The 14240-nt window shown below is 70.3% G+C and carries 14 protein-coding genes and 1 pseudogene; 14 read left to right on the forward strand and 1 reads right to left on the reverse strand.

Annotated features, from left to right (window positions below; all coding sequences use genetic code 11):
• The first annotated feature begins 147 nt into the window (after positions 1-147).
• From Vqi01_RS10490 to Vqi01_RS10510, 5 genes and pseudogenes are all read left to right on the forward strand, one after another.
• Positions 148-2658: a bifunctional FO biosynthesis protein CofGH gene (locus Vqi01_RS10490; RefSeq protein ID WP_204034549.1), complete on the forward strand. Its 2511-nt coding sequence runs from the start codon at positions 148-150 to the stop codon at positions 2656-2658.
• A 154-nt stretch (positions 2659-2812) separates the two neighbouring features.
• Positions 2813-3094, forward strand: coding sequence for a hypothetical protein (locus Vqi01_RS10495; RefSeq protein ID WP_204034550.1), 282 nt, complete (start codon positions 2813-2815; stop codon positions 3092-3094).
• Positions 3095-3192: 98 nt separating this feature from the next.
• Positions 3193-4586 (forward strand): annotated as a pseudogene (locus Vqi01_RS10500) (DUF4331 domain-containing protein).
• A gap of 15 nt (positions 4587-4601) precedes the next feature.
• Positions 4602-4946 carry a phospholipase gene (locus Vqi01_RS10505; protein ID WP_204034551.1) on the forward strand — a complete coding sequence of 115 codons (345 nt, stop codon included), beginning with the start codon at positions 4602-4604 and terminating at the stop codon, positions 4944-4946.
• A gap of 469 nt (positions 4947-5415) precedes the next feature.
• Positions 5416-5673, forward strand: coding sequence for a WhiB family transcriptional regulator (locus Vqi01_RS10510; protein WP_204034552.1), 258 nt, complete (start codon positions 5416-5418; stop codon positions 5671-5673).
• Positions 5674-5736: 63 nt separating this feature from the next.
• Here the strand turns inward: Vqi01_RS10510 and Vqi01_RS10515 are convergent, their stop codons facing one another.
• The gene (locus Vqi01_RS10515; RefSeq protein WP_204034553.1) at positions 5737-6186 is read right to left on the reverse strand and encodes a metallopeptidase family protein; all 450 of its coding nucleotides are present in this window, start codon (positions 6184-6186) and stop codon (positions 5737-5739) included.
• 151 nt (positions 6187-6337) lie between these two features.
• Here Vqi01_RS10515 and Vqi01_RS10520 point away from each other — a divergent pair, with 151 nt between their 5' ends.
• The 9 genes from Vqi01_RS10520 to Vqi01_RS10560 all read left to right on the forward strand — a co-directional run bounded on the left by Vqi01_RS10520 (position 6338) and on the right by Vqi01_RS10560 (position 14219).
• Positions 6338-6706 carry a DUF3499 domain-containing protein gene (locus Vqi01_RS10520; RefSeq protein WP_204034554.1) on the forward strand — a complete coding sequence of 123 codons (369 nt, stop codon included), beginning with the start codon at positions 6338-6340 and terminating at the stop codon, positions 6704-6706.
• 636 nt (positions 6707-7342) lie between these two features.
• Positions 7343-8113 carry a helix-turn-helix domain-containing protein gene (locus tag Vqi01_RS10525; protein ID WP_204034555.1) on the forward strand — a complete coding sequence of 257 codons (771 nt, stop codon included), beginning with the start codon at positions 7343-7345 and terminating at the stop codon, positions 8111-8113.
• Positions 8104-8298 carry a DUF397 domain-containing protein gene (locus Vqi01_RS10530; RefSeq protein WP_204034556.1) on the forward strand — a complete coding sequence of 65 codons (195 nt, stop codon included), beginning with the start codon at positions 8104-8106 and terminating at the stop codon, positions 8296-8298. The genes Vqi01_RS10525 and Vqi01_RS10530 overlap by 10 nt, the downstream gene beginning before the upstream one ends.
• Before the next feature lie 130 nt (positions 8299-8428).
• On the forward strand, positions 8429-9601 hold the full coding sequence (locus tag Vqi01_RS10535; RefSeq protein WP_204034557.1) for a polyamine ABC transporter substrate-binding protein: 1173 nt from the start codon (positions 8429-8431) through the stop codon (positions 9599-9601).
• A 2-nt stretch (positions 9602-9603) separates the two neighbouring features.
• On the forward strand, positions 9604-10752 hold the full coding sequence (locus Vqi01_RS10540) for an ABC transporter ATP-binding protein (RefSeq protein WP_204034638.1): 1149 nt from the start codon (positions 9604-9606) through the stop codon (positions 10750-10752).
• Entirely contained in the window at positions 10749-11654 is a 906-nt protein-coding gene (locus tag Vqi01_RS10545; protein WP_204034558.1) for an ABC transporter permease, read from the forward strand. Before Vqi01_RS10540 ends, Vqi01_RS10545 begins: the two co-directional genes overlap by 4 nt.
• Positions 11651-12445 (forward strand): ABC transporter permease, encoded by a 795-nt coding sequence (locus tag Vqi01_RS10550; RefSeq protein WP_204034559.1) that lies wholly within the window; start codon positions 11651-11653, stop codon positions 12443-12445. Before Vqi01_RS10545 ends, Vqi01_RS10550 begins: the two co-directional genes overlap by 4 nt.
• 53 nt (positions 12446-12498) lie before the next feature.
• Positions 12499-13164, forward strand: coding sequence for a response regulator transcription factor (locus Vqi01_RS10555; RefSeq protein WP_204034639.1), 666 nt, complete (start codon positions 12499-12501; stop codon positions 13162-13164).
• Complete coding sequence (locus Vqi01_RS10560) at positions 13161-14219, forward strand: HAMP domain-containing sensor histidine kinase (protein WP_204034560.1); 1059 nt, start codon at positions 13161-13163, stop codon at positions 14217-14219. The genes Vqi01_RS10555 and Vqi01_RS10560 overlap by 4 nt, the downstream gene beginning before the upstream one ends.
• Positions 14220-14240 lie beyond the last annotated feature (21 nt).

Consider the following 14240-nt stretch of genomic DNA (forward strand, 5'->3'; position numbering starts at 1 on the left):
TGCCGAGCCGACCCAGGCCATTCCGCGCGCCGGCGCCGGCGGCGACGCCACCCAGCGCATCGACTTGAGCTGACCGCGAAATCCCGTATCGAGGGCGACCGCGCACGGGCCGATTGTGGGCCGGGCGGTAGCGCATAGGCTGGACGAATGGTTGATCGGAGCGAGCCGGCGCTGAACGAGGCAGGTGTGCGGCGAGCGTTGCACCGGGCCGCCACCGGGCGGGCGATCGACGTCGGCGAGGCGTCGGCGCTGCTGACCGCCCGGGGCGCGGCACTGGAACAGCTGTTCGACATCGCCGGAGCGATCCGCGACGCCGGCCTGCGGGACGCCGGCCGACCGGGCGTGGTGACGTACTCCAAAAAGGTCTTCATCCCGTTGACCCGGTTGTGCCGGGACCGTTGCCACTACTGCACGTTCGCCACCGTGCCGCACCGGTTGCCGGCGGCGTTCCTCGACCGCGACGAGGTGCTGGCCATCGCGCGCGCCGGTGCGGCCCAGGGGTGCAAGGAGGCGCTGTTCACCCTCGGCGACCGGCCCGAGGAGCGCTGGCCGGCGGCCCGGCGGTGGCTGGACGAGCGGGGGTACGAGTCCACCCTGGACTACCTGCGGGCCTGCGCGGTCGCGGTGCTGGAGGAGACCGGCCTGCTGCCGCACCTGAACCCTGGCGTGCTCTCCTGGTCGGAGCTGCATCGGCTCAAGCCGGTCGCGCCCAGCATGGGGATGATGCTGGAGACCACGGCGACGCGGCTCTGGTCGGAGCCGGGCGGCCCGCACTACGGCTCGCCGGACAAGGAGCCGGCGGTGCGGTTGCGGGTGCTCGACGACGCCGGCCGGGTCGGTGTGCCGTTCACCACGGGCATCCTGATCGGCATCGGCGAGACCCACGCCGAGCGGGTGGACGCGATCTTCGCGATCCGGCGGGCCATGCGGGAGTACGGCCACCTCCAGGAGGTGATCGTGCAGAACTTCCGGGCCAAGCCGGACACCGCGATGCGCGGGATGCCCGACGCCGAGCTGCACGACCTCGCCGCCACCGTGGCGGTGGCCCGGGTGCTGCTCGGGCCGAAGGCCCGCATCCAGGCGCCGCCGAACCTGATCGCCGGCGAGTACGACCTGTTGCTGCGGGCCGGCATCGACGACTGGGGCGGGGTCTCGCCGGTGACCCCGGACCACGTCAACCCGGAGCGTCCCTGGCCGCAGCTCGACGAGTTGGCGGCCCGTACCGCCGCGGCCGGGTTCACGCTGCGCGAGCGGCTGACCATCTACCCGGAGTACGTCCGGGCCGGCGAGCCCTGGCTGGATCCGCGCCTGCTGCCGCACGTCGGTGCGCTGGCCGATCCGGAGACCGGGCTGGCCGTGGAGGCGGCCCGGCCGGTGGGACGGCCGTGGCAGGAGCCCGACGAGACGTACGGCGGGCGTACCGACCTGCACGTCACCATCGACACCACGGGGCGTACAAAGGATCGGCGGGGCGACTTCGACCACGTGTACGGCGACTGGTCCGAGGTCGCCGGGAAGATCGGCCGGCAGGCGAGCGTCGGAATCGGCGACGCCGACCTGCGGGCCGGCCTGCGGCTGGCCGCCGAGGATCCGTCGGCGCTGCTGGAACCCCGGCATGCCGACGCCGCGCTGGCGCTGTTCGCGGCGGACGGCGCGGCGCTGGACGAGCTGTGCCGCACGGCCGACGAGCTGCGCCGGGACGCCGTCGGCGACGACGTCACCTACGTGGTGAACCGCAATATCAACTTCAGCAACGTGTGTTACGTGGGGTGCCGCTTCTGTGCCTTCGCGCAACGGGAACGCGATGCCGACGCGTACCGGTTGTCGGTGGAGCAGGTCGCCGACCGGGCCGAGGAGGCGTGGGCGGCCGGTGCCGGCGAGGTCTGCATCCAGGGCGGCATCGACCCGAAGCTGCCGGTGACCGTCTACGCCGAGCTGATCCGCGCGATCAAGACTCGGGTGCCGCAGATGCACGTGCACGCTTTCTCGCCCATGGAGATCGCCACCGCCGCGGCGAAGGCCGGCGTGTCGGTGCGGGAGTGGTTGACCGGGCTGCGCGACGCGGGGCTGGACACCATTCCGGGCACCGCGGCGGAGATTCTCGACGACGAGGTGCGCTGGGTGCTGACCAAGGGCAAGTTGCCGACCGCCGCCTGGGTCGAGGTGGTCAGCACGGCCCACGAGCTGGGCATCCGGTCCAGCTCCACGATGATGTACGGCCACGTGGACCATCCCGGGCAGTGGCTGGCGCACTTCCGGGTGCTGGCCGGCGTGCAGGACCGCACCGGCGGGTTCACCGAGTTCGTGGCGTTGCCGTTCGTGCACACCAACGCCCCGATCTACCTTGCCGGCATCGCCCGGCCCGGTCCGACCTGGCGGGAGAACCGGGCGGTGCACGCGATGGCCCGGGTGCTGCTGCACGGCCGGATCGACAACATCCAGTGCTCGTGGGTGAAGCTGGGCGACGAGGGCACCGCCGAGATGCTGCGCAGCGGCTGCAACGACCTGGGCGGCACGTTGATGGAGGAGACCATTTCGCGGATGGCGGGTTCGGACAACGGCTCGGCGCGTACCGAGGAGCAGCTGCGGGCGATCGCGGCGGCGGCGGGACGGCCAGCGCGTAGGCGTACGACTGCGTACGGTCACGTCGCCGCGTAGCGTCGAACCTTCGCCGGACGGCAGCCGTACCTGTCGATGCCGGCGGCGGTAGCGGCGAGGACCGCCGCCGGTCACCCTCGCGGGGGCCGGCGGCCGTCGTCCCGACCCCTGCCCGCCATCGCGGGCGCGTGCGCGCGCCGCCGGAAAGGTTGCCATGAGAACTGAGACGCGTAAGCGGCGCTGGCCGAAACTTACCCGCCGACAGACGTTGACGGCCGCGGCCAGCGCCACCCTCGGCGCCGCTGCGCTCGCCGTGCCCGGTCTGTCTGCCGCTGGCGATGGCGACAAGGGCGCGGCCGCCGGTCCGGACGAGACGATCATCGTGCATCTGCGCGACGCCCGGAACGGCACGATGGACGTGTTCGTCGGCGAGTCCCGCCTCCAGGTGCGTGACAAGGGCCTGGCGGACCGGCTGCGCAAGGCCGCGCGGCGTTAGCTTTCCGGCCCGCTCCGCCCCGCCCCTGGCCCGGCCCCGGCTCTCGGTGGCCGGCCAGCTATCCAATTCACCATTTCGCCCAGTGAGGTGGATTCGCCATGTCTTCACATCGTGAGGCGCCGGAGATCGCCAAGGATCCGGTCGCCGATTCGTCGGACCTCTACGCCTTCGTCACCCCGAACAAGCCGGACACGATGACGTTGATCGCCAACTACGTACCTTTGCAGCTGCCCTCGGGTGGGCCGAATTTCTTCGAGTTCGGTGACGACGTGCGGTACGAGATCCACATCGACAACAACGGCGACGGCGAGCCGGAGGTCACCTACCGCTTCGAGTTCACCACCGAAATCACCAACCCGAACAGCTTCCTCTACAACACCGGCCCGATCGAGTTGCTGGAGAGCGAGAACTGGAACCGGCGACAGTTCTACAGCCTGACCCGGATCGCCGACGGCCGGACGCGGCTGTTGGCCCGCAAGCTGCCCTGCCCGCCGAGCAACGTCGGTCGGCTCTCCATCCCGCGCTACGACGACCTGGTCCGTCAGGCCACCTTTTCGCTCTCCACCGGGGAGAAGGTCTTCGCCGGGCAGCGTGCGGACGGCTTCTACGTCGACCTCGGCGCGATCTTCGACCTCGGCACGCTGCGGCCCTTCCAGCAGCTGCACGTGGCCGGGCGAAAGCTTTTCCGAAATGCCGGCGAGCCGGTCAATGCCCTCGACCGGATGAACGTGCACAGCCTCGCCCTGCAGGTGCCGCTGAACAAGGTGCGGCGGCGGGCCAACCGCTACCACTGGCAGGAGCCGGCCTCGGTGATCGGGGTGTGGACGTCGGCGTCCCGCCGCCAGGTGAAGGTGCTCGGGGACAGGGCGGCGGGCGACACCGACGCCGGGCCCTTCACTCAGGTGTCGCGGTTGGGCAACCCGTTGTTCAACGAGGTCATCGTGCCGATGGCGCAGAAGGATCTGTGGAACACCCTGCCGCCGACGGAGGACAAACGGTTCGCGAAGTTCGTCGAACAGCCGGAACTGGCCGCCCTGCTGCCGGTGCTCTATCCGGGGGTCTTCGACAACCTCGCCAAGCTGAACAGGTCGAAGAAGGCCCGGGCCGACCTGGTCGCCATCCTGCTCACCGGCATTCCGGAGGGATTGATCAACGGTTTCAGCAACGCCACCGGTGACGTCCAGGCCGACATGCTGCGGCTGAACACGGCCATCCCGCCGGCTCGCCGCCCGAACCGGCTGGGGGTGCTCGGCGGCGATCTGGCGGGATACCCGAACGGGCGCCGAGTCACCGATGACGTGGTGACCATCGCGTTGCGGGCCATCGCGGGGCTGACCGTGCCGCTGGTGGACAGAAATTCACACCGGACGACGCGGCGGCGGCAGTGACCCCGGGGCTGACCGAGGCGGACGTGACCGCGCCCTTCCTGCGCAACTTCCCGTTCCTCGGTACGCCCTACGACGGGTTCAACAACCCGCCGGCACAGGCCTGAGTCGGAGACGGGAGCGTGACCGAGCACTCGCACGCCTACGGGCCGACGGGTAGCGGGACGGTGCTGCTCAACGTGGGTGGCGACACCGGTGCCCTGATCATCCATACCGGGCGACAGTTGCTCGGCCGGGAGATCGAGGTGAGCCGGGCCGACCGGGCGGGCGAGCCGCGTACGCATGCCGCGGTGCGGGAGCGTCAGGTTCGCGACGGCACCTTCCACAGTGCGGTCTATCCAGACCTTGCCGCCGGCTTCTATACCGTTTGGTGGGACGCCGACACGCCGGTCGGCGCGGTCACCGTAGCCGGCGGCGTAGTCGCCGAATTCATTTGGCCCACCAGCGCATATCCGGCTGCCGACTGACCGGCGAGGCCCGCCGACGACCGCGTCCCGTCCACTATGTGGGCGGGACGCGGTCGTTGTGCCCCCGCTCGGCGAGCAGGGCCGGCGAAGGCGGGTTAATCTTGCGGCTCAAGATCAACGGATCTTGACGGGTGGCTCTCCCGGGGGTTGGTGCCGGGTCCTACCGTGCCGGTGGGGCGCTCCGCCACGGGAGAAAACTCCGGCAACTCGCCGGGGAGGGCGTTACTCGGCCGGGGTCTGAATCGATAGGGCAAGGCGAGACGGGGTGGTCCGGGCCAATCGTCCGGGCGCGTGTCGGGAGGGCGACTCCAATATCAAGTTTGGCTTGACGGCGCACGCATTACACGCGTGTAATTTGAATGGGGTTGTTCGCACGGAACGCAGCAAAACGGGTCCGGACGGACAAACACGCCTTTCGCGTGGGGGGTTGCAGCGGCGATGACGCCGGTGCGCGACAAGGAGGCAATTGATGGACGGCCAGCTCGAGGCGGCCGACCTGCTCGGGAACGCGCCGGAGTGGCAGGAGCGGGCGCTGTGCTCGCAGACCGACCCGGAAGCGTTCTTTCCCGAGAAGGGCGGCTCGACCCGGGAAGCAAAGCGGATCTGCTCGCGGTGCGAGGTCAAGACGGAATGTCTCGAGTACGCCCTCGGCCAGGACGAGCGGTTCGGTATCTGGGGTGGGCTCTCCGAGCGGGAACGGCGCCGACTGAAGCGCCAGGCAGCCTGATTCGTCGGGCCGGGGCGGTTGGGGGACCGCCCTGCCCGACGAGGCGTGCCGCCGGAGGCGGCCTCAGGCCAACTCGTCCGGGTCCACGCCGAGCAGGTTCGCCACCTGCTCAATGATCACGTCGTGCACCAGGTCGGCGAGATCCTCCCGATCCATGGCCCGGAACTCCAGCGGCCGCCGGTACAGCACGATCCGGGGCGGCAACTCCTGGCGGCCGGGCCGGCCCGGAAGCAGCCGGGCCAACGGCACCTCGCCGTCCTCGAGCACGTCCGAGTCGTAGACGTTCAGTTCAGGCGGGACGTCCTCGACGGCGAACTCCACCCCGGCCAGCTCCTTGGCGAACCGGCGTTCGAGCGTCTCGACGGTGTCCAGCACGAGATCGTCGAAGATCTCCGCCTTGGTACGCGCCAGCGGCACGGTTGCCGGCACCAGCCGCCCGCGCAGGCCGCGACCGTGGCGATCGCGATGCACCCGCCGGTTGACTCCGGGGCGGCGGTTGTCCGGGATCGTCATGAGGCAAAGGGTAGCCCCCGGGCGGGACGGGGCCACAACAGCTCGGAACCACGGCGAGCCGCGCCGTGGCGGCGAGAATGTGATCACTCATACGGGCGTGTCGCAACGCGAACCAGTGCGCCCGACCCGGTAATGGAGATACCCTGCGCCCGTGAGGTCACCACGGCGCTGCTCCCGTAACGGCTGCCCCCGGCAAGCGGTCGCGACGCTGACCTATGTCTACAACGAGTCAACCGCCGTGGTGGGCCCGCTGGCAGCCTTCGCCGAGCCACACACGTACGACCTCTGCGAGCCCCACGCGCGCAGCCTCACCGCCCCTCGGGGGTGGGAGGTGGTCCGGCACGAGGGCGAGTTCGAACCGCCGCCGCCCACCACCGACGACCTGGTGGCGCTGGCCGAAGCGGTCCGGGAGGCGGCCCGCCCGACCCCCCGTCCGCCTCAGGACGACCAGAACCAGCCGCCGAACATGCCGGCCACCTCCCGCCGCGGTCACCTCCGCGTCATCCCCCCACCGCACTGACCCCGCCCCGCTTCTCACCGTCTCTCGGTGGGCCCTTTGGCGGGGCTGGCTCTGTCGAGCTGAGGGCGGGAGTGGGTCGGGGCGTGTGGTGGGGCTGGCCGTGTCGAGCTGAGGGCGGGAGTGGGTCGGGGCGTGTGGTGGGGCTGGCCGTGTCGAGCTGAAGGCGCGAACGGGTCGGGGCGTTTGGCGGGGCAATGACGAGCGGTCGGTCCGTCGGGTTGGGTGCGGTGCTGGCGGGGCGGTGCGTTGATCTCGGAGGCCACCAGCCCCGGGGTCATCGTGTGATGGCGTTAACGGTTCAGCTCGACAGGGGCAACAGGAGCGAGCGCCGCCGGGTACGAGCTGACCGGCCTGGTCCTCGGCGGCAGTGAGGTGCTGAGCCTCGCATCACGTCGACTGGCCGTCGGGCATCACGTCGACTGGCCGTCGGCGGTCGCCAGGGGTGGGGCTTGCCGGGGCCGGTCGTCCGGCGGCAGTGGCCGCCCGGGGCGTGTTCGGGGCGTTTCGGGGGCCTCTGTGGCGCACCTCGGATATGGCGAAACAGTCTCGGCGGCGACACGCCGGCGCGAGGCGGCAAGCGCCACTCAGAGTGGCTAGCGTGCGGCGGAGGGTGATGTCCATCGGGAGAGGTCGACGGTGAACGAAATACTCCGGTTGGCGATGGCGGACAAGGGCGAGACCGCCGAGTCGTTGGCGGCGAAGGTCGGGGTCGACCCGAAGACGGCGGGCCGGTGGCTGACCGACGATCGGATCCCGCATCCACGGACCCGGATCGCCGTCGCCACGGTCCTCGGGTGCGAGGCCAAGAAGCTCTGGCCGGAACCGTTCCGGCGGCGGGACCTGCCCTGGTTCCAGGAGTGGGCGGATCTGGAACAGAAGGCCAAGTCGATCCGGTCGTACCAGCCATTGCTCGTGCCGGGTCTGCTTCAGACCGAGGCGTACGCCCGAGCCGTGCTGGCCACCGGCGGCCTGCTGTCGCCCACGGAGGTGGAGGAGGTCGTCGCCGGGCGGTTGGCGCGGCAGCGGGTGCTTGAGCGCGACGTCCCGCTCCAGTTGATCACGGTGATCGACGAGGTGGTGTTGCGCCGCCAGGTGGGCGGCGACCGGGCGGTGATGGCCGGGCAGTTGACCCACCTGGCCGACCTGGGCGAGCGGGAGCACGTGCAGGTGCGGGTGATCCCGGCAGAAAACCCGTGGCACACCGGCCTGGCCGGGCCGTTCGTGCTGGCCCGCACGCCGGACGGGTCCGAGGCGGCCTACCTCGACAACCAACTGCGCGGTCAGGTGGTGACCGAGCGTGCCGATCTTGCTAGCCTCAATACGAGATGGGAGAGCGTCACCGGTGAGGCGCTGCCCCGTCGCCGGTCCATCGAGCTGATCAGGGAAGTGGCGACGACATGGAGATGACCGGCGCCCGCTGGCGCACCGCCACCCGCAGCAGCAACAATGGCGGCGACTGCGTCGAGGTGGCCGACAACCTGCCCGGCCGGGTCCTGGTGCGCGACAGCAAGGACCGCGACGGCGGCACCCTGACCTTCACCCCCGACGCCTGGCGCGCCTTCGTCGCCGCCCCGCGCCAGATCGGCCGTTGACCAACCCCGTTCCGGCGTAATGGCGGGGTCGCGTCCGCGTTGATGCCGCCGTTTCGGTGTTACGGAGTTGATCGAGCGGTCAGGCCCGGGCAGCATGTCCTGCCGGCGATAGTCGGTTAGGAGTCATGACATGCGGCGTGCCCTGCGGCCCCTCACCCGGCGTGGTCTGCTCACCGGGACCGTCGGCGTGGCCGCGCTGCTCGCCACCGGTGGCGCCGGCTGTGGCATCCCCGCCGCCCAACAGACCGGGGCCGGGTGCGTGAGCGAGGACCTGTCCGATACGGAGAAGAAGCTGGCCTTCTCCAACTGGCCGCAGTACCTGGACGTGGACGACGAGTCGAAGCGCCCCTCCCTGGACAGTTTCGTCAGCGCCACCGGCATCCAGGTGACCTACACCGAGGACATCAACGACAACAACGAGTTCTTCGGCAAGGTGCAGTACCAGCTTTCCACCTGCCAGAGCACCGGGCGGGACCTCATGGTCCTCTCCGACTGGATGGCGGCCCGGATGATCCGGTTGGGCTGGATCCAGAAGCTCGACCCGGCCAACCTACCCAACGTCGAGGCCAACCTGCTGCCGTCACTGCGCGATCGCCCCCTCGACGTGGGCAACGACTTCGCCGTGCCGTGGCAGGCGGGCCTGGCGGGGCTGGCGTACAACGGCCGGGTCACGAAGGAGATTCGCGGCGTCGACGAGCTGCTCACCCGCCCCGACCTGAAGGGCAGGGTGACCGTGTTGAGCGAGATGCGCGACACCATGGGGCTGCTGTTGCTGTCCAACGGCCACGACCCGGCCGCCTTCACCGAGGCGCAGTTCGACGCTGCGCTCGACAAGCTGCGCAGGGCCGTCGCCGCCGGGCAGATCCGCCGGTTCACCGGGAACGACTACGCACCCGACCTGGCCAGGGGCGACATCGCGGCCTGCATCGGTTGGTCCGGTGACATCATCCAGCTCGGCTTCGACGACGACCGGATCAGGTTCGTGGTGCCCGACTCCGGCGTGCTGCTCTGGTCGGACAACATGCTGGTACCGAAGAAGGCGACCCACCGGGCCAACGCCGAAGCGTTGATCAACCACTACTACGATCCGGCGGTCGCCGCCCAGCTCGCCGCGTACGTCAACTACATTTGCCCGGTGCAGGGGGCGCAGGAGGAGATGGCGAAGATCGATCCGGAGCTGGCGGTCAACCCGCTGATCTTCCCGGACGACGCCACCCTCGCCGCGGCCCGGGTCTTCATGGCGTTGGACGAGCAGCAGGAGCGCGCGTACGAAACCAGGTTCCAGCAGGTGATCGGAGCGTGACGATGGCGCGGGACGTCCCGGCCGGCGATCTGCGTCTGGTCGATCTCACCAAGAGGTTCGGCGCGTTCACCGCCGTCGACGACCTGAACCTGACCATCGGCCAGGGCTCGTTCTTCGCGCTGCTCGGCGCCTCCGGCTGTGGCAAGACCACCACCCTGCGGATCGTCGCCGGGCTGGAGGAGCCGACCAGCGGACAGGTGCTGCTCGGCGGCCGGGACATCGCCCGGCTGCGCCCCCACAAGCGGCCGGTCAACACGGTGTTCCAGAGCTACGCGCTCTTCCCGCATCTGGACGTCTTCGAGAACGTGGCCTTCGGGCTGCGCCGACGCGGCATCCGCCCGGTCGACGGGCAGGTCCGGCAGGCGCTGTCGCTCATGCAGTTGGACGGCTACGAACGACGCCGCCCGGCTCAGCTCTCCGGCGGCGAGCAGCAGCGGGTCGCGCTGGCCCGGGCGTTGATCAACCAACCGCAGGTGCTGCTGCTGGACGAGCCGCTCAGTGCGCTCGACCTCAAGCTGCGCCGCCGGATGCAGATCGAGCTGAAGCGGATCCAGAACGAGGTCGGCATCACCTTCCTGCACGTCACCCACGACCAGGAGGAGGCCATGACGATGGCCGACACGGTCGCGGTGATGAATGCCGGCCGGATCGAGCAGTTCGGCGCACCGACCGAGATCTACGAATTCCCGGCCACCGCGTTCGTGGCCAACTTCCTCGGCCAGTCCAACCTGATCGCCGGTGTCGTCTCCGGCGACAACGGTGGTGACATCCTGGTCACCGCGCACGGCGCGCGCTTCGCGGTGCCGTCGGCCCGGGCCCGCGCCGACCGGGGCGCGGTCTACCTGGGAGTACGCCCCGAGAAGCTGCACCTGGCCGACTCCGTCGACCAGGTGCCCACGGACAGCCAGTACCTCGACGGCACCATCACCGACGCCTCCTATGCCGGAGTGAGCACCCAGTATCTGTTGCGCGCCGGCGGCGGCACCGAGCTGAGCGCCTTCGTCGCCAACAGCGGCACCCAGCGGCGCTACGGGCCGGGTGACCGGGCAGTGGCCTACTGGAATCCCCGGCACGCCTTCCTGCTCGGCCGCCGCGCCGACGAGAACGACCGGATCACGCCGGTCCTGACCGAGCCGGTGGCTACGGCGTGAGTGCGTTCGCGCACCTACCCAGCGTGTCGGGGCAGCCGCCACCGGTTGCCCGCCCGGGGCGGCACCGGCTCCTGCCGTACCTGCTGTTGCTGCCCGGCGCGGCCTGGTTGTTTCTCTTCTTCGCCCTGCCGCTGGTCCAGCTCGCCACCGCCAGCCTCTACGACCCGAACGACACGCTCTCCACCGGGTACACGATGACCTGGGCGTTCGGCAACTACCCGGCGGCGTTGCAGGCGTACTGGCCGCAGTTCGGCCGGTCGTTCCTGTACGCCGGCAGCGCCCTGGTGCTGGCGCTGCTGATGGGCTACCCGCTGGCGTACGCGATCGCGTGCAAGGCCGGCCGGTGGAAGAACCTGCTGCTGGTCTGCGTGGTGGCGCCGATGTTCACCAGCTTCCTGGTGCGCACCCTGGCCTGGAAGACCATCCTGTCCGACAACGGCTGGGTCGTCGGACTGCTGCGCGACGTGCACCTGCTCGGTCCCGACGGCCGGCTGCTGGCCACCCCGGTCGCGGTGGTGCTCGGCCTGACGTACAACTTCCTGCCCTTCCTGGTGCTGCCGCTGTACGCGAACCTGGAGCGGCTCGACCACCGGCTGTTGGAGGCGTCCCGCGACCTGTACGCGAACGCCTGGCAGACCTTCCGCCGGGTCACCCTGCCGCTGTCGATGCCCGGCCTGATCGCCGGCACCCTGCTGTTCTTCATCCCGGCGACCGGTGACTACATCAACGCCGAACTGTTGGGCACCCCCAACGAGTACATGATCGGCAACGTCATCGACTCGGCGTTCCTGGTCCGGCTGGACTACCCACAGGGCGCGGCGCTGTCGCTCCTGCTGATGGCGGCGACCCTCGCGGTGGTCTTCGGCTGCCTGCGCCGCGCCGGTGCGGAAGAGCTGCTATGAGCATTTGGCGCTGGCTTGCCCGGCACTGGGTGATGGGGCTGGCGCTGCTGGTGCTCGGCTACCTGTTCCTGCCGATCGCCGTGGTCGCCGCGCTCTCGGTCAACCGGCCCGCCCACCGCTTGTCGTACGACTTCCACGAGTTCACCTTCGACAACTGGCGCAACCCGTGCGCCACCTCGGAGATGTGCGAGGCGGTGCTGCGCAGCGTGCAGATCGGCTTCGTCGCCACCGTGGTCGCCACCACGCTCGGCACCCTGATGGCGTTCGCTCTGGCCCGGCATCGGTTCCGCGGTCGGTCGGGCTTGAACGTGCTGATCTTCCTGCCGATGGCGGCGCCGGAACTGGTGATGGGCACCTCGCTGCTCGCCCTGTTCGTTGCCGGTGGGGTGCCGCTGGGCTTCTGGGCCATCGTCGTCGCGCACGTGATGTTCTGCCTGTCGTTCGTGGTGGTGACGGTGAAGGCGCGGCTGGCCGGGATGGACCGGCGGCTGGAGGAGGCCGCGATGGACCTGTACGCCAGCGAGTGGCAGACGTTCCGGCGGATCACCCTGCCGCTGGTGCTGCCCGGCATCGTCGCCGCCGCCCTGCTGGCCTTCTCGCTCAGCTTCGACGACTTCATCATCACGAACTTCAACTCCGGCACCACCGTCACGTTTCCGATGTACGTCTGGGGCGCTGCCCAGCGGGGCATCCCGCCGCAGGTCAACGTGATCGGCACGGCCATGTTCCTGATCGCGCTGCTGCTGGTGCTGACCAGCACACTGCGCGGCAGGCGCTTACGGAATCCTTAACCCCTGCCTGAGAACGTATGGCCGACGACGACGGAGAACGGGGAGCGGACACGGTGCGGGTGCTGGTGGCGGACGACGAACGGTTGCTGGCGGACACGGTCGCCGAGGGGTTGCGTCGCCTCTCGATGGCGGTCGACGTCTGCTACGACGGCGACGGCGCGTTGGAACGGATCGGGGTGAACCGCTACGACGTGGCGGTGCTGGATCGGGACATGCCCGGGCAGACCGGCGACGAGGTGTGCCGTAACCTGACCGACTCCGGCACGGGCACCCGGGTGTTGCTGCTCACCGCTGCCGCCGGTATCCGGGACCGGGTGGAGGGCCTCGGGCTGGGCGCCGACGACTACCTGACCAAGCCGTTCGCCTTCGCCGAGCTGGTTGCCCGGGTGCAGGCCCTGGGCCGGCGCTCCGCGCCGGCGCTGCCGCCGGTGCTGCAGCAGCACGGCGTGGAGTTGGACGTGGCCCGGCACGTCGTCCGGCGGGACGGGCACCCGGTCAACCTGAGCCCCAAGGAGTTCGCCGTGCTGCACGTGCTGATGCGTGCCGAAGGCCGGGTGGTCAGCGCGGAGGACCTGCTCGAACAGGCGTGGGACGAGTTCGCCGACCCGTTCACCAACGTCGTCCGGGTGACCGTGATGACGCTGCGCAAGAAGCTCGGCCAACCGCAGGTCATCCACACCGTTCCCCGGGCCGGCTACCGGATCGGTGACCCGGCGTGACTCCGCGCCGACGCATCGTGCTGGTCGGTGTGCTCACGCTGCTCGTCGGGTACGCCGCGCCGGAGCTGACCAGGTTGGCCGTCGGCGAGCTGTGGTGGTGGGGCCGGAATCTCTGCGATCGGGGGCTGGTCGCCTCCAGCCTGGTCTGCCGGGCGGCACCCGACGTCGGGGAGCTTGTCGTCGGGCTCGCCCCGCTGGCCGTTCTCGTGCTCGCGATGGTCGGCATCTGGGTCGCGGCCGTGTGGTGCCTGCGTCCGGTGCATGATCTCGCCGGGCCGATCGCGCACGTCGGGCCGCAGAACCTCGGCTACCGCATCCGGCCGCGCGGCAACGACGAACTCGCCCGGCTCGCCCGGTCCCTCGACGAGATGATGGAGCGCATCGCCGCCGGGTACGAGGGGCAACGGCGGTTCGCCGCGAACGCCTCACACGAGTTGCGTACGCCGCTCGCGGTGCAGCGGACGCTGATCGAGGTCGGCATGGCCCAGTCGCTCACCGGCGAGCAGCTCGAGCTGCTGACCAGCCAACTGCTGGCGACCAACGAGCGTAACGAGCGGCTCATCGAGGGGCTGCTCGCGCTCAGCGAAAGCGACCAGGGGTTGCGTGCCCGCCTGCCACAGCGGCTCGACGAGATCGTCGGCACCGTGCTCGCCGCCCATCAGGACCGGGCCACGGCGGCCGGGGTGACCGTGCAGAGCCACCTCGCGCCCCGGATCGTCATGGGCGAACGGGTGCTGCTGGAACGCCTGGTGACCAACCTGGTCGAGAACGCGATCAAGTACAACCGGCCCGGTGGCACGATCGCCGTCACGGTCGGTGACAACCCGGCGCTGACCGTGGTCAACACCGGCCAGGTGGTGCCGGCCGAGGCGGTGGCCGGGCTCTTCGAGCCGTTCCGTCGCCTGGCCCGTGACCGCACCAACCAGGCCGGCGGAGCCGGCCTCGGCCTGGCCATCGCCCGCTCGATCACCCAGGCGCACGACGGTCTGATCGCCGCCCGGCCGGCCGAGTACGGCGGGCTGCGGGTGGACGTCCAGCTACCCGACGCACCCTGACCCGGCCAGGACTCACGACCG

The sequence above is a fragment of the Micromonospora qiuiae genome, assembly GCF_016863555.1.
GTDB lineage: Bacteria > Actinomycetota > Actinomycetes > Mycobacteriales > Micromonosporaceae > Micromonospora > Micromonospora qiuiae.